Here is a 20,381-nt window from a genome sequence, read left to right as displayed (position 1 = left end):
CAGTGTAATTAAAGTATCAATAACTAAAAACAAAACTTATGGAAAGTTCAAGTAGTACCAATAGTAACAAAAATACCGGATTAAAAATTGCTTTAGGCATCTTATTGGCCTTGTTTATTGGAACAGGGTTTTATACGTCCAAATTATACAATGAGAAAAAAGAAAATGAAGCGACCTTGACCAAGGAGAAACAATTGGTCATGACAGATTTGAATAATATGGCAAAACAATATGATATTGCCATAGGTGAGAACAAGGTGGCAAACCAAGATTTAGTGGACGCCAGAAATAGAATTCAGGGATTAATGGATTCTTTAAAAATTTCTCAAAACAGTGTTAACAGCCTCTGGAGTTATAAAAAGAAATATTTGTCATTACAGGAGGAAATGAATGTCCTTTTAACTGAAAATGATAAGTTGAAGATTGAAAACTCTCTATTGGCGACCTCTTTAGATAGTACCAATGTTAAGTTGGCTGAACGTAATATGTTTACCGATTCTTTGTTGGTTCAAAATACGGAGTTAGCTACTGTGGTTGAAAATGCCGCGGTTTTACAGACTGTAGGTTTAAAGGCATTTGGCGTCATTGAAAGAAGCTCAGGAAAATTAATTCCTACGGAAAGAGCGCGTCGTAGTGATAAAATCAGAATTTGTTATACGGTTGCAAAAAACACCTTAGTTGGTGCAGGCGATAAAGAATTGTATGTACAAGTATTGGATCCGAAGGATAATGTTTTAGGTGCCAATGAACAAATTCAATTTGGTGAAACTGTTTTAAATTACAGTATCGTTAGTAAATTTAATTACGAAAATAGAAACTTAAACATCTGTGAGTTTGTTTCTCCAAGAGGCGAATTTGCTGAAGGGCGTTACACAGTGAATGTGTTCAATAAAAAAGAATTAATTTCTAGTACTGAATTCACCTTAGAATAGTCACTATTATAATTATAAGAAAACCCGAAAGTCATTTGATTTTCGGGTTTTTTTATGAAATTTAAGGTTTAAAATCGGGATATACAGGGTTTTCTATGACCTCTCTTTTTTTAAGATTTTCCCTCTGACGATTACCGTATCAATTAGATTATCACCAAAAGCATAAGGAAGATTGTTATAACTCGGAATTTCTTTGGTGATTATGATATTTGCTTTTTTTCCTCTACAGATGCTACCGTATTGATTGGAGATACCCATGGCATAGGCACCATTGATGGTTGCGGCGTTAATAGCCTCTTCAGGTGTCATCTTCATTTTAATGCAAGCCGTACTTACTACAAAGTTCATATTGCCACTTGGTGTAGAGCCGGGATTATAATCAGTTGCTAAAGCTAATGGAAGTCCAGCATCAATGATTTGCCGTGCAGGCGAATAGGGGATGCTCAAGAAATAGGAACAGGAGGGAAGTGCGACCGGCATCGTACCACTGCCTTTTAAGGCTTCTATATCTTCTGGTCTCATTTCCTCTAAATGGTCTACAGAACGGGCTTTATGTTTTACCGCAAGTGCGACGCCTCCAAAAGCATTGAATTGGTTGACGTGGATTTTAGGGATCATGCCGTGCGCTTTACCCGCAGCCAATATACGATCAGTGTCCTCCAAATTGAAATACCCTTTTTCACAAAACACATCCACGTAATCGGCAAGTTTAGCGTTTCCAACTTCAGGAATCATTTCAGATACGATCAGATCAACATATCCTGTCTTGTTATCTTTATAGTCTTTGGGCACAGCATGGGCAGCGAGTAAGGTGGTTTTAATGACAGCTAACGATTCTTTCTTTAACCGTTTGATAACACGAAGCATTTTTAATTCCGCTTCAACCGTTAAGCCATAGCCAGATTTTATTTCAATAGCACCTGTACCTAACTGCATGACGTTGTTCAGACGCTTTAAGGATTGTTCGTATAAGTCTTCCTCCGACGTGTTTTGCAAGACTTCAGCAGAGTTTAGGATGCCACCACCACGTTCTGCTATTTCTTCATAGGTCAACCCATTAATACGATCTACAAACTCCTGGGAGCGGTCTCCAGCATACACAATGTGGGTATGGGAATCACACCAAGCAGGAAGCACCATTTTTCCGGCAGCATCAATAACCTCGTCCGCTTCATACTCTGTATATGCTGACATCGGTCCATATTCTACAATGGTGTCATTTTCAATAATGAGATACGCGTTTTTAAGGGTGGGAAGCGTTTTCATGTCTTCGCCTTTAACTATCGTGACGTTGGTTTGCCTAACTTGAAGCAGCTCCTTAATATTTTTGATGAGTATGGACATAGTATGAATTTGAAATTGAACTTGAAATTGAAAAAAAATGAAATAAAAAAAAGCAAGTTATTAAAATTAACTTGCTTTTTATAGAATTCGAATAGCTTTATAATTTTTGAAAACGCTATTGGTTAGGGTTTATTTAAGTCCTCCAACCATTTCCTCAGGTTTTACCCATGCGTCATAGTCTTCTGCAGTAACATACCCTAAATTGATGGCTTCTTCCTTTAAAGTCGTGCCGTTTTTATGGGCTGTGTTGGCAATTTCTGCCGCTTTATAATACCCAATTTTTGTGTTTAAGGCAGTTACCAACATCAAGGAATTATTCAACAAATGTTTGATAACATCGTGGTTAGGTTCTATACCTTGGGCACAATGCTCGTCAAAACTTCTACAGGCATCTCCTAAAAGTTGGGCAGATTGCAACACGTTTGCCGCCATCATCGGTTTAAAAACGTTCAATTCATAATGGCCTTGCGTACCACCAACCGTTACGGCAATATCATTGCCCATGACCTGCGCACAGACCATTGTTAATGCTTCACATTGTGTTGGATTGACTTTTCCAGGCATGATTGAACTTCCGGGCTCATTGGCCGGAATTATGATCTCACCAATTCCGCTTCTTGGACCAGAAGCCATCATACGGATATCATTGGCTATTTTATTCAAACTTACCGCCAATTGCTTTAAGGCACCATGTGTTTCTACTAAAGCGTCATGCGCAGCAAGAGCTTCAAATTTATTAGGCGCTGTAACAAAGGGTAACTCCGTAAATTTTGCGATATATTCTGCTACCAGTTTGCTGTAGCCTTTTGGGGTATTTAATCCCGTACCTACTGCTGTTCCACCAAGAGCAACCTCACTTAAGTGTGGTAAGGTGTTTTGTAAAGCTTTTAATCCATAGTCCAGTTGCGCCACATAACCAGAAATTTCTTGGCCGAGTGTAATGGGCGTGGCATCCATTAAGTGGGTGCGTCCTATTTTGACAACATCTTTAAATTCGCCAGCTTTGTTATGGAGTGTATTGCGGAGTTGAATCACGCCGTGAATGGTGTTTTCAACAACTTTTTTATAAATAGCGATGTGCATTCCCGTTGGGAAGGTATCGTTGGACGATTGTGATTTGTTAACGTCATCATTCGCTTTGATGACTGGCTCATCTTCGCCAATGTTCTTATTTGCCAATTGCTGCGCTCTATTGGCAATGACTTCATTGACGTTCATATTACTTTGTGTACCAGAACCCGTTTGCCAAATTACCAACGGAAACTGATCATCATGTTGACCTTCTAAAATCTCATCACATACTTGCGCAATCAAATCGCGTTTTTCTTCAGGTAAAACCCCTAATTCGCAATTGGTATAAGCGGCCGCTTTTTTAAGATAAGCAAAACCGTGAATGATTTCTAAAGGCATGGATGCAGGAGCACCTATTTTGAAATTATTTCGGGAACGTTCAGTTTGTGCGCCCCAAAGTTTGTCTGCAGGGACTTTAACATCTCCCATTGTGTCTTTTTCAATTCTGTATTCCATAATTTTTTGATGATTAATTACCTTTACAAAGTTAAGATTTTGAGGAGGATTTAAGAGCAGTTTAAAGGTTTAATTTTTATGTGTAATTTATAGAACCGCTTATAATAGTGAGTAGCGCGACGAATTATTAAAGTTTTAAAAGCTTAAGGGAAAAAGACAAATAAGTCTATAGTATTCTTGCTTATTTCAATTACCTTTTCTAAAGTTAATTTAGCCTTTTCAAAGTTTAATTAACAATTCCTTCATAATAATCCTTGGCAATTATCCCTATCTTTAGTTTTATTAATTACTAAAAAAATAAGATATTTATGAAAACGATTCGATTAGGTGATGAAGCTCCAAATTTTAATGCACAGACCACAGAAGGAGATATTAATTTTCATGAGTGGTTAGGGGATAGCTGGGGAATTCTATTTTCGCACCCTGCTGATTATACGCCCGTTTGTACCACAGAACTGGGTACTGTAGCCAAATACAAAAAAGAATTTGATAAGCGTAATACCAAGGTTATTGCACTTAGTGTTGATGGACTGGAATCTCATAAGGATTGGATTAAGGACATTAATGAGACTCAAAATACCACGGTAAATTTTCCAATCATTGCTGATGAGGATCATAAGGTATCAAATTTATATGATATGATCCATCCCAATGCCGATAGTAAACACACGGTAAGATCAGTTTTTGTGATTGCACCAGACAAAACCATTAAATTAACAATTACCTATCCTGCTTCAACGGGTAGAAATTTTGATGAATTACTGCGCGTCATTGATTCGTTACAATTAACTGCCTATCAAAAAGTCGCGACACCGGCCAATTGGAACGATGGGGAGGACTGTGTTATTGTTCCGGCTGTAAGCAATGAAGAGGCAACAAAACTGTTCCCAAAAGGGTTTACTGAATTGCGCCCTTATTTAAGAATGACGCCGCAACCTAGCAAAAACTAAGTCTTAACAACCTTGTTAATAAAAGTTAATTAAGGTATTGTATAACACAATCCTTTCTTATATCTTTGTTTCAATTATTAAAAATAACTTTCAGCATGTTTACATTTGACCAATATTTAGGGTTTTTAGCGTTTTTGACAATTTTAACCATCGGTTTCTGGCTGATGATATTTTTGATGACTTTTGTTATTCCTTACTGGATTTTTGGTTCTTCAATGGAACGTTTTAAAGAAATGAAAGCAGAGCGCAAAGCAAAAAGAGAGGCGACAAGCTTAGATCAATTATAATTAACGATATAAAAAAGCGGTTTCTATATGAGACCGCTTTTTTTATGCTTTAATTGTGAGGTTTTATCCTTCAAAATCCATGTCATCTCCACCATTGTTGCGTTCATTATTGCGCTGCTGTTTCTTTTGTTGATTGAAACGGTAGGTAAAAGAAATATTATAACTGCGCTGTCTCCACTGAAATTCTGCATTACTATTGAATGTTGGGGTAAAAGATTCCATACTACGTTTTCTAGTATTAAATAAATCGCTGACATTAAATGCTATAGAAGCACGGTCGTCAAATAAATCTTTGCTGAATGCCATATCTGTAGAGAACATCCCTTTTCTTTTATTTTGAGCATCTTCACTTGGTCCCATATAAAAAATACGTGTTTGCCAATCAACATTACCAGGAAGTGTATATTTATTGTTCAACCTTGCAAACCAGCTTAAGTTCTCTGCACCATAATCAAATCCGTTATAAAACCCTTCAGTATTAGATTGAAATAAATTGAAGTTACCATTAATATTCCAATCTTTCGATGGTCTGTAAGTCAGTGTAAACTCAAAACCAAAACGGTCATTAGTAGCAAGATTTATTGGTGTACGACGTATAATGGGAAATTCTGTTCCGTTGATCATGGCAACCTCACCAGTATCTTCTGAAATAAAAGTGAAAACATCTGTAGCGCGCTGATAGTACAGGGAGCTGTTTAAGGTTAATTTCCCAAATTTATTTAAATACCCTAAATCCACTTTATTGGAATAACTAGGGTTAAGGTCTGGGTTACCTTGAAAAAGGTTTGTTGCACTACTTCTGGAAGGGAATGGATTGATAAATCGGGATCTTGGTCTACTGATTCTGCGGTTGTAGCCTAACTGTAAACTTTGATTTTCATTAATTTCATAACCTAAATTAACTGTAGGAAATACATCTAAATAATTTTTTCTTTGAAAATCGTTACTGGTTAACTGATCAATGGTTAATCTGGTCGATTCCATACGAAGGCCTAACAAATAAGAAAATTTACTTTTTATTTTACTGCCAAATTGAGAGTAAACAGAATTTACGTATTCTCTATATATCAGGTTGTTACTCACGTCTGTGTCCAAAACAAACTCACCGTCATCATTAAATTCTAAACTGTAGTCTGTGTCCAATTCATTAAAATTACCACGATAGCCCAGTTCAAATTGACTGTTTTCTCCAAGGGGTAACACGTAATCTGATTGCAGTAATATTTCATCTTGAGACTGTAGTGTTTTGACGCGTTCAGCAGCATCACCATCTTGAGATATTATAGAGCGTTCGTTTTCATCGCTAGTTTCGTATTGAAAGTCAAAAGTAAGCTTGTGCTGACTATTGCCACCAAACTGTTTATCATAGTTTACCGAATATTGGATGGTTTTATCGTCTTCAAATTCCGGATCAAATCGTGTGGATTCATTCAATATATCGCCAGCTGCGTTGAATTCCTTAATAAAGTTGGAGGTACTATTTTCTTCATCACTATTTCTATAAACAACTGATGTTGTTAAAGAAGCTGAATCTGTAATGTACCATTCCAATCCTATATTGGTTGTGAAGTTTTTATCCTGTCTATCTGTTTCACGATTTTCATTGAGAAACGTATCAGGATTATCAATTATAAGATTCCCATTTTCATCAAATTGTCTGTTAAAATACTGTGTTTCAGTAAATGATTTTCCCGGAGATTCTCTATAACTGTATCCTGTTGTATTAAAAAAGTTGAAATCGCCAGTTCTATAATTAATGTTTCCAGAAAGCCCAGCGGTAGCAGGATATCCAGCGTTTGCAGTAATGGCACCATTAAAACCTTGAAGTTTACTTCTTCTTAAAATAATATTTAATATACCTGCAGTTCCTTCAGCATCATAACGTGCAGAAGGAGACGTGATCACCTCCACACGTTCAATAGACTCCGCTGGTAATTGACGCAATGCATCTGTTGAGTTAAGACCGACTAATCCGGAAGGTTTACCGTTGATTAATATGGTCACGTTATCATTTCCTCTTAAAGAGACATTACCTTCAACATCTACAGACACTGAAGGAACATTGTCTAAAACATCACTTACAGTACCTCCTCTAACAGTAAGGTCTTGTCCTACATTATAAATCTTCTTGTCTAATTTGATCTCTACAGTAGTGCGTTCTGCAATAATAGAAACTTCACCTAAGGATTGCGCATCAATGGCAATGCCCATAACACCTAAGTCGATATCCTTGTTAATGGTTTTATTTGGAATATTTTTAGTACCGTAGGAAATATATTCTATAGAGATATCATAGGTGCCTTTGGGTACTTTAATATCGAATTTACCATCGAGGTCGGTAATACCACCAGTCACGATTCTATTTTCTGACTTACTGAAAAATGCAATAGTAGCATATTCTAAAGGTTGATTGACATCATTGTCCATGACAACGCCAGTCACACTAATCTCTTGTTGTGCGGAAATGAGATGTGATGTAAATAAAAAAAGGAGGGTAAATGCGTAGGAAATCAGTTTCATTAGTGTTTAGTTGTTTTTCTTGGTTTTGGTTTTTTGCAATTTTTTTATTTCAGCTTTATTATCGTCTACAAAGCGCAGGACTGAGGCGATGGTTTCTTCTGTGTAAAGCTCTTTGACATCAGCAAAATGTGAAATTTTTAACTGCTCTATTAATGGTTCTTTTTCAAGTTCTTGATGCTTTTCAGAAAATGCGATTTGATTTCGCTTTTGGTAGAAATCGTCAATTTTTTGTTTGATGATTTGTGCTTTAAAATCATCAACATTGAGCAGCTTGACAAATGTATCTACACGATCTCTGTACTGTTCCATTTGCTTTTCCATATACTTTTCCCGCTCTTTTTCCATCGCATCTTTGCTTTGGGCATAAGCGGGAGTGACGCCTAAAACAAGCATCAAAAGGGTAACCTTAACTAATTTTGCAACCATACTAAAGTGGGTTTGTTAGTGAGATTGCAAAAATAGAACTTGGTTTAATGAGGTTTGGTTAAAGTTGTGTTAAAGCTACCCTTAAAGGATGTCAAGGATACTGTGCGGAGGCCGACCAATAACGGCTTTGTTGCCATTAATAACTATTGGACGCTCAATGAGTTTGGGGTGTTTTGCCATAGCAGCAATAATCTCTGTATCGGTAAGGTTTGAATTCTTGAAGTTTTCTTTCCAAACTGCCTCGTTTTTTCTAACGAGGTCGATAGGTGTAATACCCAATAACTTGATAATATTTTCTAGATCTTCTCCGGTCAATACATCATCAAGGTATTTGATAACCTTAAAATCTGATGTATTGGCTTCAAGTAGTTGTAAAGCTTCTCTTGATTTGCTACAACGCGGATTGTGATAAATTGAAATCATTGCTCTTGGTTTTAAAGAAAGACCAAAGTTAAACAAAATGATCGCATCAACCACGAGAAGATAATTGAGGAAGCTTTAGAGGATAATATTGAGCGCCTTCAATTCTTCTTCCAATTTTTCTGGATTTTTAAAAAGAATGGTATTGATGCCCATGTCTTTGGCAGCAATGATATTTCGAAGATTATCATCTATAAAAACGGAACGTTTCGCTTCTATATCAAAACGACTCAAGGTCAATTCGTAAATGTCTTTGAAGGGTTTTCTGGTTTTTTCTTCGCCAGAAACTAAAATGCCGTCAAACCAATGTAAAAAGTCGAATCTCTCAAGAGCGATAGGGAAGGTTTCATGACTCCAGTTGGTCAATGCCACCACTTTGTAATCTTTGTTGTCTATCAGTTTTTTCAAAATGGCAACGGTACCTTCAATGGCTTCTCCCAGCATTTCTTCCCAGCGACCGTAAAACATTCTAATCAAGTCTTCATGTTCAGGAAAGAGGGCCACGCGTTCTTCAGTAGCTTGTGCCAATGGATGGCCTGCATCTTGGTTCTCATTCCAATCGTGGGTGCACACCGTATCAAAAAATTGTTGCATTTTTTCCCGATCGCCATCAAAAACGTCTAGATAAACATATTCAGGATTCCAGTCAATAAGAACACCTCCTAAGTCAAAAATAATTGTATCAATTGTTTTCATTCGATTTCTATATTTTGATGACGCTAAGATAGATTAAAGTTCATTCGGATTTTCATCCTTTTGTCCCATCATCATTAAATAGGCTTTTAGGAACTCGTCAATCTCACCGTCCATTACATTGTCTACATTTCCAGTTTCATGACCGGTTCTGACATCCTTGACTAATTTATAAGGATGCATCACGTAGTTACGAATCTGGCTACCCCATTCAATCTTCATTTTTCCAGCTTCAATGTCTTCACGCTGTGCCAGTTGCTTTTGAAGTTCAATTTCATACAACTGCGATTTAAGCATTTGCATGGCTCTTGATCTGTTGTCGTGTTGTGAACGCGTTTCAGAACAGGAAATTTGAATGCCCGTAGGCTTATGGGTCAGCTGTACTTTGGTTTCCACTTTGTTGACGTTCTGCCCACCAGCACCACTAGAGCGCGCGGTGGTTATTTCAATATCTGCAGGATTGATGTCAATTTCAATGGTATCATCCACAAGCGGATAAACATATACAGAAGCAAAACTGGTATGGCGTTTGGCATTACTGTCAAATGGAGAAATCCGCACCAATCTATGGACGCCGTTTTCACCCTTTAACCAACCAAAGGCAAAAGCACCATCAATTTCAAAGGTTACGGTTTTGATCCCCGCAACATCGCCCTCTTGATAGTTCAGTTCTTTAACCTTGAAACTGCTATTCTCTGCATACATCAAGTACATGCGCATAAGCATACTTGCCCAGTCACAGGATTCTGTACCACCAGCACCGGCAGTAATTTGAAGTACGGCACTTAAACTATCGCCTTCTTCAGAAAGCATATTTTTAAACTCTAGCTTCTCAATGTGGGCTACAGTTTTATTAAAATGCATCTCTAATTCTTGTGCTGAAAGTTCTTCGGCTTTATAGAATTCATAAAACACCTCCAAATCTTCAACTAGAGTTTTGGCAGTATTATAATCTTGAACCCAACTTTTTTTCTCCCTAATGGAGCGCATCACCAGCTCAGCAGCTTTAGAGTCGTTCCAGAAATTAGGATCAAAAGTTTGTTCTTCTTCGTTTGTTATCTCAATAGTTTTGGCATCAACGTCAAAGATACCTCCTCAACGCTCCAAGGCGTTCTACAAGACCCTTAATTTGATCAGATGTAGTCATAATAGTGTGAATTTTTTACAAATATATCATTAAAACTGAGGAGAGATAAAGAAATTTAGGGATTAATTTTTCAAGTTAATTTATGTAGATTTATGAGCTAATTCTCAGCTATGAAAAAATACACCCTGCTTTGCGTTTTCGTTTTATTTGCAACGTCTTCATTCTCACAAGTATTAAAGAAGAAAAAAGTTGAACCCTATACAGGGTTTTTTGATTTTTATTATGAAGAACAGCAGGATAAAATTTATTTGGAGGTTGCAAATCTCGACGATGAGTTTTTATATGTGAATAGTTTGGCCAGTGGTATTGGTTCTAATGACATTGGGTTAGATAGAGGACAATTAGGCTCCGAACGCCTTGTGAAATTTATAAAAACTGGCAATAAGTTGCTTTTGGTGCAGCCCAATCAGAATTTCAGGGCCATTACAGAAAATGCACTGGAAAAGAAAAGTATCGAGCAAGCCTTTGCAACATCTGTTTTGTTTGGTTTTAAGATTGAAGATACTATTAACGGAAACTATGTCATCGATTTGACGCCATTTTTGATGCAGGATGCCCATGGTGTGGCAGACCGACTGAAATCTCAAAATGAGGGTACCTATAAGTTAGATCTTTCTAAAAGTGCCTTGTCCTTAGAGCGCACCAAAGCATTTCCTAAAAATGTAGAGTTTGAAGCGCTGTTAACATTTGACGGAGAAGCCAAAGGTCGACATATAAAAAGCGTGACGCCTACATCGTCCTTAATAAGCGTTATTCAACACCATTCATTTGTTGAACTTCCGGATCATAATTATAAACCTAGGACCTTTGATCCGCGTAGTGGCGCCATTTCAATATCGTATATGGACTATGCCACACCTATTGAAGAGCCTATTGTGAAGCGGTTTACTATCAGACACCGATTGGAAAAGAAAAACCCTGAACTCCCAATGAGCGAAGCGGTTGAGCCCATTATTTATTACTTAGATCCAGGTACACCAGAACCAGTGCGGACCGCATTGTTGGAAGGGGGGAGATGGTGGAATGACGCTTATGAAGCGATTGGTTTTAAAGATGCTTTTCAAATTAAAATGTTACCCGATGATGCTGATCCTATGGACTGTCGTTACAACGTGATTCAGTGGGTGCACCGTTCTACAAGAGGGTGGAGTTACGGGGCATCCGTTGTTGATCCTAGAACAGGAGAAATTATTAAAGGTCACGTGAGTTTGGGCAGTTTGCGTATCCGTCAGGATTTTATGATTGCACAGGCGGTATTAAACCAACCCTTTGCAAACTCTGATGCTAATACTGAACCCATGTTACAAATGGCGCTGTCAAGAATCCGCCAGTTAAGCGCACACGAAATAGGGCATACCCTTGGGTTTGCACATAATTTTGCGGCAAGTAGCACGTCGGATGCCTCGGTAATGGATTATCCGCATCCTAAGATTAGTTTAAAAGATGGGACCATCAGTTTAGATAACGCCTATACCGATGGCATTGGAATTTGGGATAAGATCACTGTGGCTTACAGTTATTCTGAATTCGAGGAGGACACGGATGAACAGGAAGCTTTGCGTGAGATTTTGAAGCAAGCACAGGTTAAAGGCCTGCGCTTTATTTCTGATTCAGACGCACGAGCTTCAGGCGGTGCTCATGCTTTTGCGCATTTATGGGACAACGGTAGCAGTGCTTCTGAGGAATTGGAACGTGTTTTAAACGTACGCGCTCGAGCCATCTCCAACTTTTCGAAGGACAACATCCGCACTTACGAACCGTATTCTGTGCTGGAAGATGTATTTGTGCCGCTCTATTTCTTACACAGATATCAAACAGAAGCCACGTCGAAATTAATAGGCGGATTGGACTATAATTATGCTGTTAAAGGCGACGGCCAACTCATTATGAGAGTTTTAGAGGCAAATCTTCAAAAAGAGGCGTTGCGTGCATTGTTGAATTCTATAAGCGCTGAAACCTTGGCCATTCCTAAAGATAAACTAGCTTTGTTTCCACCGAGGGCCTTTGGTTACGGGAAATCTCGCGAATCATTTTCTGGAAAGACAGGCGTTTCTTTTGATGCATTAAGTGCTCCAGCAACTGCTAGTGATATGGTATTGGAACTGTTGTTGAGTCCGCAGCGCGCCAACCGACTCGTACAGCAAAAAAGTTTAGATAAAAACCAATTAGGCCTCTACGAGGTGCTTCGTCAACTCATTGAGAGTACATTTGCTAAAAGCTATAAGGACGATTATTTAAATGAGGCACAGCAATCCATCAATGTGAATGTGTTAAAATATATCATGAACCTTGCCGTTTCTGATACAGCTACCTTTCAGGTACAGGCACAAGCAAATGGGGCTATTGACGCTATATCTAGAAGTTTAAATGATAAAAAGCAAGTAGCACCAATTTATGCTGCCCAATACGGACGATTAATTTCTGAGCTGCGCGAACATCCTGAAAAATTTAAATTAGAAACCGCACCGCGTATTCCCGATGGATCGCCTATAGGAGCAGATGTTTGTAATTATAATTCAAAATAAAAAATAATGATTATAGATTTAAGAAGTGATACTGTTACCAAACCAACTCAAGGAATGTTGGAAGCCATGATGAGTGCTGAGGTTGGTGATGACGTGTATAAGGAAGATCCAACAGTTAATGCGTTGGAAGAACGGTTAGCTGATATGTTTGGCAAACCGAAAGCATTGTTTTTTCCAACTGGAACCATGGCCAATCAAACGGCTTTAAAATTGCATACCAATCCTGGAGATCAGGTTATTTGCGACTCAAACGCGCATATTTATCATTATGAAGGTGGCGGTGCATCTTTTAATAGTGGCATTTCTTGCAAATTACTAAATGGCCATCGGGGCATGTTTACGGCAGAACATGTCATTGAAGCTATTAATCCGCCAGATTTTTATCACAGTCCGCTCACTGCCCTAGTGGAAGTAGAAAACACGGCCAATAGAGGAGGAGGCTCCTGCTGGGATTTTGAAGAATTAAAAAAAATAAGAACCGTGTGTAATGATCATAAGTTAGGATACCATTTGGACGGCGCCCGTATTTGGAATGCATTGGTAGCAAAACCAGACACAGCGCAAGATTATGGGCAATTGTTTGATACGATGTCTGTGTGTTTAAGTAAAGGTTTGGGATGTCCTATTGGATCTGTATTGATTGGCGATGAAGACATCATGCAAAATGCCTTACGCATCCGTAAGATTCTTGGTGGGGGCATGCGTCAGGTAGGTTACTTGGCAGCAGCGGGATTATATGCCTTAGACCATCATATGGAACGACTCAAAGATGATCATCAGAAAGCCAAAGAGATCGAAAAAGTGTTAGCTGGCTTAGAGAGCATTAAAAATGTAGAACCCGTTGAAACAAATATTATTATTTTTGAGCTGACCGATAAAAAGAATGATACAAGCTTTCTAAATACTTTCGCCGAGAAAGGCGTCAGGTTGAGTAGTATGGGCGGTGGTAAACTTCGTATCGTTACACATCTGGATTATACGGATGAAATGCACGACAAATTCCTTACACTTTTAGAATCCATATAATTAAAGGAGATCAATCTTGATTTCAATGATTATAATAATAAAAGGTGAAGAGGGTTAAAATTGAAACCGTTAAAGACTATTTTTTTTAAGTTAAAATTAGAGGTATTAAACTATAAATTTTTGAATATATTCGCCACCTAAATTATAAACCCTTTTCATGCAGTTAAGTATCATCATACCAGTGTACAATGTTGAAAAACACATTGCTCAATGTTTAGACAGCTTGCTTGATCAAGGCTTGGGACCTGATGATTATGAGATTATTTTAGTTAATGATGGGTCAACAGACAGCAGTTCTCAAATAGCTCACCGCTATGCAGATCAAAATTCTAACATTCTAGTTATAGATAAAGAGAATGGAGGCGTTGGTAGCGCCAGGAACTGTGGGATGGACAGTGCCAAAGGCAAGTATATCTATTTTATTGATTCTGACGATTATCTTGTATCTCATAGTTTAAGAACACTAATCGATACTTGTAACGCTAACGATCTGGATATATTGACCTTTTTGTCTACGTCTTTTTCTACTTCTATTTCTAAAATTGAAACACTCGTAAAAAGCAAAGAATTTAGGGTTTCGTTTGGTGATGATGAGCTTTCTCCAATAGTGGATGGAGAGGAGTATTTGGCCAATGTCAATTATAGAGGAGAAATCTGGTGGTTTGTGACCAATCGGGAGTTTTTAGTCAATTCCAATATTCGGTTTATAGAAACCGGGTGGATGGAAGATGCTATCTTTTCACTCCAGCTTATTCTAGAGGCTAGACGTATGGCACATCTTAAATTAGATGCCCACAGACATCGGTTTGCTCCTGGAACAGCCATGACCAGCAAAGAACCTAAACATTATCTCAAGGTAATTAGAGATCTTCATAATGCAGCAAATGTTCATGTGCCGATTATAGCAAAACTGGAAAGCAATAACGCTAACCCTGAAGCCATTACACGTATAAAGGCCAGACAGCAATCCTTTGTGTTTTTCTCGATGTTAAGAATGATCGAATCTACTATGAGTTTTGATGAAGTTAAAGAACGCATGAATACAATGACTCATATAAAAGCGTACCCTTTAACCTCTTTTTTAGGAAAGGATTATAACGGTATTCCGTACCAAGTCTTGAGCAAGTTGTTAAATTCGAAAAGAAGTTTTTACTTTTTCTTTAAACTTCTAAATCCTATTTTTAAGCTGAAAAACAATTCTTCAAAACCTTGATAATAAAATAGCGTTTATCCTTAGTTAGAAGGATAAACGCTATTTTTCATATCGTAGTGACTGATTATTTAAACATGTCCAAACCTGGAATGTTAGGCATGCCATCTTTTGCCACAGCAGCCAATTCTGCGTCATTCACTTGTGTCGCTTTTTCAATAGCTTTATTCATTGTCATGATTAAATAGTCTTCAAGCATTTCTTTGTCCTGTAGTAACTCATCATCAATCGTTATTGATTTTATAGTTCTATTGGCAGTTAAGGATACTTTCAATTTCCCGTCGGAACTTTGTTCATCAACCAAAACATGATTTAAACGTGCTTTGGTTTCTTCAACTTTTTTTTGGGTCTCTTTGAGTTTATTCATCATGCCCATCATATCTCCAAACATATTCTTCGATTTTAAAATTAGAAAGCAAAATTAAGAAAAGATTTAGAAACCCCCGAAATCTCTGAGCTAATAAATCTCACAAAAAGATATAGAGGTAATAAGCAGATGATTTTACTTTTTTATCAATTCTATACCTTTGCCCTTTGTGCGCTCTTCTTTTAAAAGAGTACTTTTGCAATCCGTTATAAAAATACACCAATGACAAATTTTATTCAGCCTCCAAAAGCAAAACAACTCCTCAAAACCTTGAGTATCCATGATGATGATCGTAACGATGATTATTATTGGTTAAATGATAAGGAAAATCAGGAAGTTATTGAGTATTTAAATGCTGAAAACCAGTATTACGATGCCGTCACTTCAAAGTATAAGGATTTTGAAACTACACTTTTTGAAGAAATGAAGGCCAGAATTAAGGAAGATGATGAATCTGTTCCTTATAAATACAACGGCTATTGGTACATCGTTAAATATGAAATAGGTAAAGATTATCCAATTTATATCAGAAAAAAGGATACGTTGGACAATCCTGAAGAATTGTTGTTTGACTGTAATGTGATGGCGGCAGGGCATGATTATTTTAAGTTGGTAGGATTAAGCGTGAGCCCTGATAACACCATGATTGCCTTTGGAACGGATACAGTAGGAAGACGTAACTACACTTTGCAAATTAAGAGTTTGGTGACGGATGAACTGTATTCAGATGCGATCCCTAACACCACAGGTTCAGCAACTTGGGCCAATGATAACAAAACCTTATTCTATACCGTCAAGGATGAAAAAACGCTACGCTCAGATAAAGTTCTAAAGCATAAATTAGGAAGTGCGTCAGCAAACGATACGCTTGTGTTTCATGAAGAAGATGATACGTTTGGGGTAGCAGTTTATAAATCTAAATCAAAAAAATATTTAATTATTGCTTGTTACAGCACGCTCACCAATGAGTATCATATTTTGAAGGCGGATACTCCCGATGAAGACTTTACTGTTTTTCAAGAGCGTGTAAGAGGATTGGAGTACAGCATTGCGCATTATGGAAATCAATTTTATATTGTGACCAACGCAGATGGTGCCGTTAATTTTAAATTGATGAAAACACCAGAAAATGATACCCATTTGAACCATTGGACGGAGGTCCTTCCTCACAGAGAAGAGGTTTTACTTGAAGATATTGATATTTTTAAAGACTTTTTAGTCATTAGCGAGCGTACCAATGGACTGAACCATATCCGCATTAAACGTTGGGATGGCACTGACGATTATTACCTTCCTTTTGATAATGAAACCTATACTGCCTTTACCTCTACAAATGTGGAGTTTGAGACCAATATATTGCGCTATGGCTACAATTCCATGACCACCCCATCGTCCAGTATTGACTTTAATATGGTTACCAAGGAGAAAACCATTTTAAAAGAACAAGAGGTTTTAGATCCAAACTTTGATAAGGATAATTACGCTTCTGAAAGAGTTTGGGCCACGTCTACTGATGGTACTAAAGTGCCAATTTCCATGGTCTATAAAAAAGGGATTAAGAAAGACGGTACTAATCCGGTGTTGCTATATGCGTATGGTTCTTACGGTCATACCATTGATCCGTACTTTTCTAGTATCCGTTTGAGTTTGTTAGATAGAGGTTTTATTTACGCTATTGCACACGTAAGAGGTGGTGAGTATTTGGGACGTATGTGGTATGAAGGTGGCAAATTGCTCCAAAAGAAAAACACGTTTACTGATTTTATTGAGTGCTCAAAGTATGTAATTGCTGAACAATATACTTCTTCAGAACACTTATATGCGCTGGGTGGAAGTGCAGGCGGCCTTTTAATTGGTGCGGTAATAAACGAAGCTCCTGAACTTTATAAAGGTGTAATCGCGGCAGTTCCTTTTGTGGATGTCGTGACTACCATGTTAGATGATTCGATTCCCTTAACAACGGGGGAGTATGATGAATGGGGGAATCCAAATGACAAAACGTATTATGATTACATAAAGTCGTATTCGCCTTATGACAATGTGAAGAAACAAGAGTATCCCCATATATTAATCACGACAGGGCTACATGATTCTCAAGTACAATATTGGGAGCCTGCAAAATGGGTGGCCAAATTAAGAACTTATAAAACGGATCAGAACAAGTTGCTTTTAAAAACTAACATGAAAGCAGGACATGGAGGAGCTTCAGGACGTTTCGAAGCCTTAAAAGAAGATGCGGAAGAGTATGCATTTTTGTTAGACTTAGAAAACATTCATGCCTAATTGAAAAAAAAAACGTACGTTTGCAACGTTTTAGGTTACATTTTTTTTAAATTGTAATCAGTGAATAGCATTTATAAAATCGCGGTGTTTTCCATCGTTATAAAAAAACAGAAATTAACATTCGCGATACTGTACGTACTATTGTAAAGAATAAGAAACACGTATGAAAAAAGACATCCAGGTATTTGATAACGTATTGCAACTGATAGGTAATACGCCTCTTATCAAACTAAACAAAATCACGGCTGACTATAAGGGTGAATTTTACGCAAAAGTAGAAGCTTTCAACCCCGGCCATTCTTCAAAAGATCGCATTGCATTACATATTATAGAGGAAGCTGAAAGACAAGGTATTTTAAATCCGGGAGATACTATTGTTGAAACCACTTCAGGTAATACAGGTTTTAGTATCGCTATGGTGAGTATCATTAAGGGGTATAAATGTATCCTTGCAGTAAGTTCAAAATCATCTCCAGATAAAATTGATATGCTAAAATCAATGGGAGCACAGGTTTATGTGTGTCCTGCCCATGTTAGTGCTGATGACCCGAGGTCGTATTATGAAGTTGCAAAACGCTTACACGAAGAAACTAAAGGTTCTATTTACATCAATCAGTATTTCAATCAATTGAATATTGATGCCCATTACAATAGCACTGGCCCTGAAATTTGGCAACAAACGGAAGGTCAAATTACACATTTGGTCGCTGCTAGTGGTACAGGAGGAACAATTTCTGGAACTGCAAAATATCTGAAAGAGCAAAATCCAAACATAAAAATTATAGGTGTAGATGCTTACGGTTCTGTGTTGAAAAAATATCATGAAACACGTGAGTTTGACCACGACGAAATTTATCCGTATAGAATTGAAGGTTTAGGAAAAAATCTGATTCCTACCGCTACAGATTTTGATATGATTGATGAATTTGTAAAAGTTACCGATGAAGAAAGCGCCCATACCGCACGAGAAATTTCCCGTACTGAAGGCTTATTTGTTGGTTACACTAGTGGGGCAGCAATGCAAGCCATTAAACAACTTCAGGAAGAGGGCGAGTTTAAAGCCGGAGATCAGGTGGTTGTTATCTTTCCAGACCACGGTTCGCGTTACATGAGCAAGATTTATAATGATAAATGGATGGAGGAGCAAGGCTTTTTTGATAGTAAGAAGGTGGGTACATTAGAATCTATACAATACATTAAATAATTGAACAACAACTCTATAATCCTGTAACAACTCTAGCGTTATAGGGTTTTTTGTGGGCTGAAATGTTATAAACAGCGGTTTATAACTAAATTATGCCATGAAAAGGAATTTAGTTAATTTTGCCCGAACTAATTAGACTAATTGAAGATGATCACGCCACAGTGCTTTAGCCCGTATAAAGGTTGAATAACGTGGCTGCTTATGTCCGAATAATACTAACATTACATGAAAGACTTATTTGATAAAATTTACAGAGATAAAGGCCCTCTTGGTAAATGGGCTTCACAAGCTGAAGGCTATTTTGTGTTTCCGAAATTGGAAGGTCAAATCTCTAATCGCATGAAATTCCGTGGTAAGGATGTTATCACTTGGAGTATCAATGATTATTTAGGATTGGCAAACCATCCTGAAGTCAGAAAAACGGATGCCCAAGCTGCAGCCGATTATGGTTCAGCTTACCCAATGGGCGCGCGTATGATGTCCGGTCATACAGGTCTTCATGAAGTCTTACAGAATGAGTTGGCAGAATTTGTAAATAAGGAAGCAGCATATCTTTTAAATTTTGGATACCAAGGTATGGTGTCTACCATTGATGCGTTAGTGTCCAAAGATGATATTATTGTTTATGATGTAGATGCTCATGCTTGTATTATTGACGGTGTGCGCCTGCATATGGGCAAACGTTTTACCTATAAGCACAATGATGTTGAAAGTTTAGAGAAAAACTTAGATCGTGCTACTAAAATGGCAGAACAAACTGGTGGAGGAATCCTTGTGATATCTGAAGGTGTGTTTGGAATGCGTGGTGAACAAGGTCGTTTAAAAGAAATTGTAGCGCTTAAAGAAAAATATAATTTTCGCTTTTTAGTGGATGATGCCCACGGTTTTGGTACGCTTGGTAAAACAGGCGCTGGAGCAGGTGAGGAGCAAGGTGTTCAAGATGGTATTGATGTATATTTTGCAACATTTGCGAAATCACTGGCCAGTACTGGCGCTTTTATTGCTGCAGACCAAGAAATCATAGATTACTTAAAATACAACTTGCGTTCACAAATGTTCGCGAAATCACTACAAATGCAATTGGTAGTTGGGGCTCGCAAGCGTTTGGAAATGTTGAAAACCATGCCAGAATTAAAAGAAAAGCTTTGGGAAAATACCAATGCCCTACAATCTGGACTTAAATCCCGTGGTTTTGATATAGGTACTACACAAAGTTGTGTGACGCCAGTCTATTTAAAAGGAAGTATTCCTGAAGCAATGGCTTTAGTAAAAGATTTACGCGAAAATCACGGCATTTTCTGTTCTATTGTTGTGTATCCGGTTATTCCTAAAGGATTAATCTTACTAAGAATGATACCAACGGCAACACATACCTTAGTGGATATCACCGAAACTTTAGATGCTTTTGAAGAAATCAGAACGCGTTTGGAAAACGGTACTTATAAAAGATTATCAGCATCTGTTGCCGCAGCAATGGGTGAGTAGGTTATAAAAACCAAATAAAAACAAAAAAATCCCAA

At 37.7% G+C, this 20,381-nt stretch carries 17 protein-coding genes; 9 read left to right on the top strand and 8 right to left on the bottom strand.

Features of this window, described 5'->3' with window-relative positions:
* Window positions 1-38: 38 nt before the first annotated feature.
* Entirely contained in the window at window positions 39-932 is an 894-nt protein-coding gene (locus JEM65_RS04450) for a chromosome partitioning protein ParA (protein ID WP_199597490.1), read from the top strand.
* A 93-nt stretch (window positions 933-1,025) separates the two neighbouring features.
* Here JEM65_RS04450 and hutI read toward each other — a convergent pair whose 3' ends face one another.
* Window positions 1,026-2,276 carry an imidazolonepropionase gene (gene hutI / locus JEM65_RS04445; protein WP_199597488.1) on the bottom strand — a complete coding sequence of 417 codons (1,251 nt, stop codon included), beginning with the start codon at window positions 2,274-2,276 and terminating at the stop codon, window positions 1,026-1,028.
* Between the two features lie 129 nt (window positions 2,277-2,405).
* Entirely contained in the window at window positions 2,406-3,803 is a 1,398-nt protein-coding gene (gene fumC, locus JEM65_RS04440; RefSeq protein ID WP_199597486.1) for a class II fumarate hydratase, read from the bottom strand.
* A 308-nt stretch (window positions 3,804-4,111) separates the two neighbouring features.
* Here fumC and JEM65_RS04435 point away from each other — a divergent pair, with 308 nt between their 5' ends.
* Both JEM65_RS04435 and JEM65_RS04430 read left to right on the top strand, forming a co-directional pair.
* Window positions 4,112-4,753 (top strand): peroxiredoxin, encoded by a 642-nt coding sequence (locus tag JEM65_RS04435; RefSeq protein WP_199597484.1) that lies wholly within the window; start codon window positions 4,112-4,114, stop codon window positions 4,751-4,753.
* A gap of 95 nt (window positions 4,754-4,848) precedes the next feature.
* The gene (locus tag JEM65_RS04430; RefSeq protein WP_199597483.1) at window positions 4,849-5,040 is read left to right on the top strand and encodes a hypothetical protein; all 192 of its coding nucleotides are present in this window, start codon (window positions 4,849-4,851) and stop codon (window positions 5,038-5,040) included.
* Between the two features lie 63 nt (window positions 5,041-5,103).
* On the opposite strand, the gene JEM65_RS04425 is transcribed toward JEM65_RS04430, so the two are convergent.
* The 5 genes from JEM65_RS04425 to prfB form a co-directional block, all read right to left on the bottom strand.
* Window positions 5,104-7,560 carry a TonB-dependent receptor domain-containing protein gene (locus JEM65_RS04425; RefSeq protein WP_199597481.1) on the bottom strand — a complete coding sequence of 819 codons (2,457 nt, stop codon included), beginning with the start codon at window positions 7,558-7,560 and terminating at the stop codon, window positions 5,104-5,106.
* Window positions 7,561-7,566: 6 nt separating this feature from the next.
* On the bottom strand, window positions 7,567-7,986 hold the full coding sequence (locus JEM65_RS04420; RefSeq protein WP_199597475.1) for a hypothetical protein: 420 nt from the start codon (window positions 7,984-7,986) through the stop codon (window positions 7,567-7,569).
* An 81-nt stretch (window positions 7,987-8,067) separates the two neighbouring features.
* On the bottom strand, window positions 8,068-8,409 hold the full coding sequence (arsC, locus tag JEM65_RS04415; protein ID WP_199597473.1) for an arsenate reductase (glutaredoxin): 342 nt from the start codon (window positions 8,407-8,409) through the stop codon (window positions 8,068-8,070).
* Between the two features lie 75 nt (window positions 8,410-8,484).
* Window positions 8,485-9,102 (bottom strand): HAD family hydrolase, encoded by a 618-nt coding sequence (locus tag JEM65_RS04410; protein WP_199597471.1) that lies wholly within the window; start codon window positions 9,100-9,102, stop codon window positions 8,485-8,487.
* 33 nt (window positions 9,103-9,135) lie between these two features.
* Window positions 9,136-10,246 (bottom strand): peptide chain release factor 2 gene (gene prfB / locus JEM65_RS04405; protein WP_199597469.1). Its coding sequence is split into 2 segments (ribosomal slippage): window positions 9,136-10,182 and window positions 10,184-10,246, totalling 1,110 coding nucleotides; the frame shifts between segments, so codons are not numbered across the junction.
* Between the two features lie 110 nt (window positions 10,247-10,356).
* On the opposite strand from prfB, the gene JEM65_RS04400 reads away from it, so the two are divergent.
* The 3 genes from JEM65_RS04400 (at window position 10,357) to JEM65_RS04390 (ending at window position 15,010) form a co-directional block, all read left to right on the top strand.
* A complete protein-coding gene (locus JEM65_RS04400) occupies window positions 10,357-12,771 on the top strand; it encodes a zinc-dependent metalloprotease (RefSeq protein WP_199597467.1) in 2,415 nt (804 codons plus the stop codon).
* 6 nt (window positions 12,772-12,777) lie between these two features.
* Window positions 12,778-13,797, top strand: coding sequence for a threonine aldolase family protein (locus JEM65_RS04395; protein ID WP_199597465.1), 1,020 nt, complete (start codon window positions 12,778-12,780; stop codon window positions 13,795-13,797).
* Between the two features lie 157 nt (window positions 13,798-13,954).
* A complete protein-coding gene (locus tag JEM65_RS04390; RefSeq protein WP_199597461.1) occupies window positions 13,955-15,010 on the top strand; it encodes a glycosyltransferase in 1,056 nt (351 codons plus the stop codon).
* Window positions 15,011-15,074: 64 nt separating this feature from the next.
* On the opposite strand, the gene JEM65_RS04385 is transcribed toward JEM65_RS04390, so the two are convergent.
* A complete protein-coding gene (locus JEM65_RS04385) occupies window positions 15,075-15,398 on the bottom strand; it encodes a YbaB/EbfC family nucleoid-associated protein (protein WP_199597459.1) in 324 nt (107 codons plus the stop codon).
* A gap of 198 nt (window positions 15,399-15,596) precedes the next feature.
* On the opposite strand from JEM65_RS04385, the gene JEM65_RS04380 reads away from it, so the two are divergent.
* The 3 genes from JEM65_RS04380 (at window position 15,597) to JEM65_RS04370 (ending at window position 20,346) form a co-directional block, all read left to right on the top strand.
* Complete coding sequence (locus tag JEM65_RS04380) at window positions 15,597-17,657, top strand: S9 family peptidase (protein WP_199597457.1); 2,061 nt, start codon at window positions 15,597-15,599, stop codon at window positions 17,655-17,657.
* Window positions 17,658-17,820: 163 nt separating this feature from the next.
* Entirely contained in the window at window positions 17,821-18,861 is a 1,041-nt protein-coding gene (locus JEM65_RS04375; protein WP_199597456.1) for a PLP-dependent cysteine synthase family protein, read from the top strand.
* A gap of 225 nt (window positions 18,862-19,086) precedes the next feature.
* Complete coding sequence (locus tag JEM65_RS04370; RefSeq protein WP_199597455.1) at window positions 19,087-20,346, top strand: aminotransferase class I/II-fold pyridoxal phosphate-dependent enzyme; 1,260 nt, start codon at window positions 19,087-19,089, stop codon at window positions 20,344-20,346.
* Window positions 20,347-20,381 lie beyond the last annotated feature (35 nt).

The sequence above is a fragment of the Gelidibacter salicanalis genome (assembly GCF_016469035.1).
In the GTDB taxonomy this organism is placed as follows: Bacteria; Bacteroidota; Bacteroidia; order Flavobacteriales; family Flavobacteriaceae; genus Gelidibacter; species Gelidibacter salicanalis_A.
Note: the sequence above shows the minus strand (reverse complement) of the source record. Positions and strands in the feature narration are given on the sequence as shown.

Excerpts from the sequence above, each read along its gene's own strand:
- JEM65_RS04430 (WP_199597483.1), top strand. The coding sequence starts at position 4,849 with ATGTTTACATTTGACCAATATTTAGGGTTTTTAGCGTTTTTGACAATT.
- JEM65_RS04380 (WP_199597457.1), top strand. The coding sequence starts at position 15,597 with ATGACAAATTTTATTCAGCCTCCAAAAGCAAAACAACTCCTCAAAACC.
- JEM65_RS04435 (WP_199597484.1), top strand. The coding sequence starts at position 4,112 with ATGAAAACGATTCGATTAGGTGATGAAGCTCCAAATTTTAATGCACAG.
- fumC (WP_199597486.1), bottom strand. The coding sequence starts at position 3,803 with ATGGAATACAGAATTGAAAAAGACACAATGGGAGATGTTAAAGTCCCT.
- JEM65_RS04420 (WP_199597475.1), bottom strand. The coding sequence starts at position 7,986 with ATGGTTGCAAAATTAGTTAAGGTTACCCTTTTGATGCTTGTTTTAGGC.
- JEM65_RS04370 (WP_199597455.1), top strand. The coding sequence starts at position 19,087 with ATGAAAGACTTATTTGATAAAATTTACAGAGATAAAGGCCCTCTTGGT.
- arsC (WP_199597473.1), bottom strand. The coding sequence starts at position 8,409 with ATGATTTCAATTTATCACAATCCGCGTTGTAGCAAATCAAGAGAAGCT.
- JEM65_RS04375 (WP_199597456.1), top strand. The coding sequence starts at position 17,821 with ATGAAAAAAGACATCCAGGTATTTGATAACGTATTGCAACTGATAGGT.
- JEM65_RS04395 (WP_199597465.1), top strand. The coding sequence starts at position 12,778 with ATGATTATAGATTTAAGAAGTGATACTGTTACCAAACCAACTCAAGGA.
- JEM65_RS04425 (WP_199597481.1), bottom strand. The coding sequence starts at position 7,560 with ATGAAACTGATTTCCTACGCATTTACCCTCCTTTTTTTATTTACATCA.
- JEM65_RS04400 (WP_199597467.1), top strand. The coding sequence starts at position 10,357 with ATGAAAAAATACACCCTGCTTTGCGTTTTCGTTTTATTTGCAACGTCT.
- JEM65_RS04450 (WP_199597490.1), top strand. The coding sequence starts at position 39 with ATGGAAAGTTCAAGTAGTACCAATAGTAACAAAAATACCGGATTAAAA.
- hutI (WP_199597488.1), bottom strand. The coding sequence starts at position 2,276 with ATGTCCATACTCATCAAAAATATTAAGGAGCTGCTTCAAGTTAGGCAA.
- JEM65_RS04410 (WP_199597471.1), bottom strand. The coding sequence starts at position 9,102 with ATGAAAACAATTGATACAATTATTTTTGACTTAGGAGGTGTTCTTATT.
- JEM65_RS04390 (WP_199597461.1), top strand. The coding sequence starts at position 13,955 with ATGCAGTTAAGTATCATCATACCAGTGTACAATGTTGAAAAACACATT.
- JEM65_RS04385 (WP_199597459.1), bottom strand. The coding sequence starts at position 15,398 with ATGTTTGGAGATATGATGGGCATGATGAATAAACTCAAAGAGACCCAA.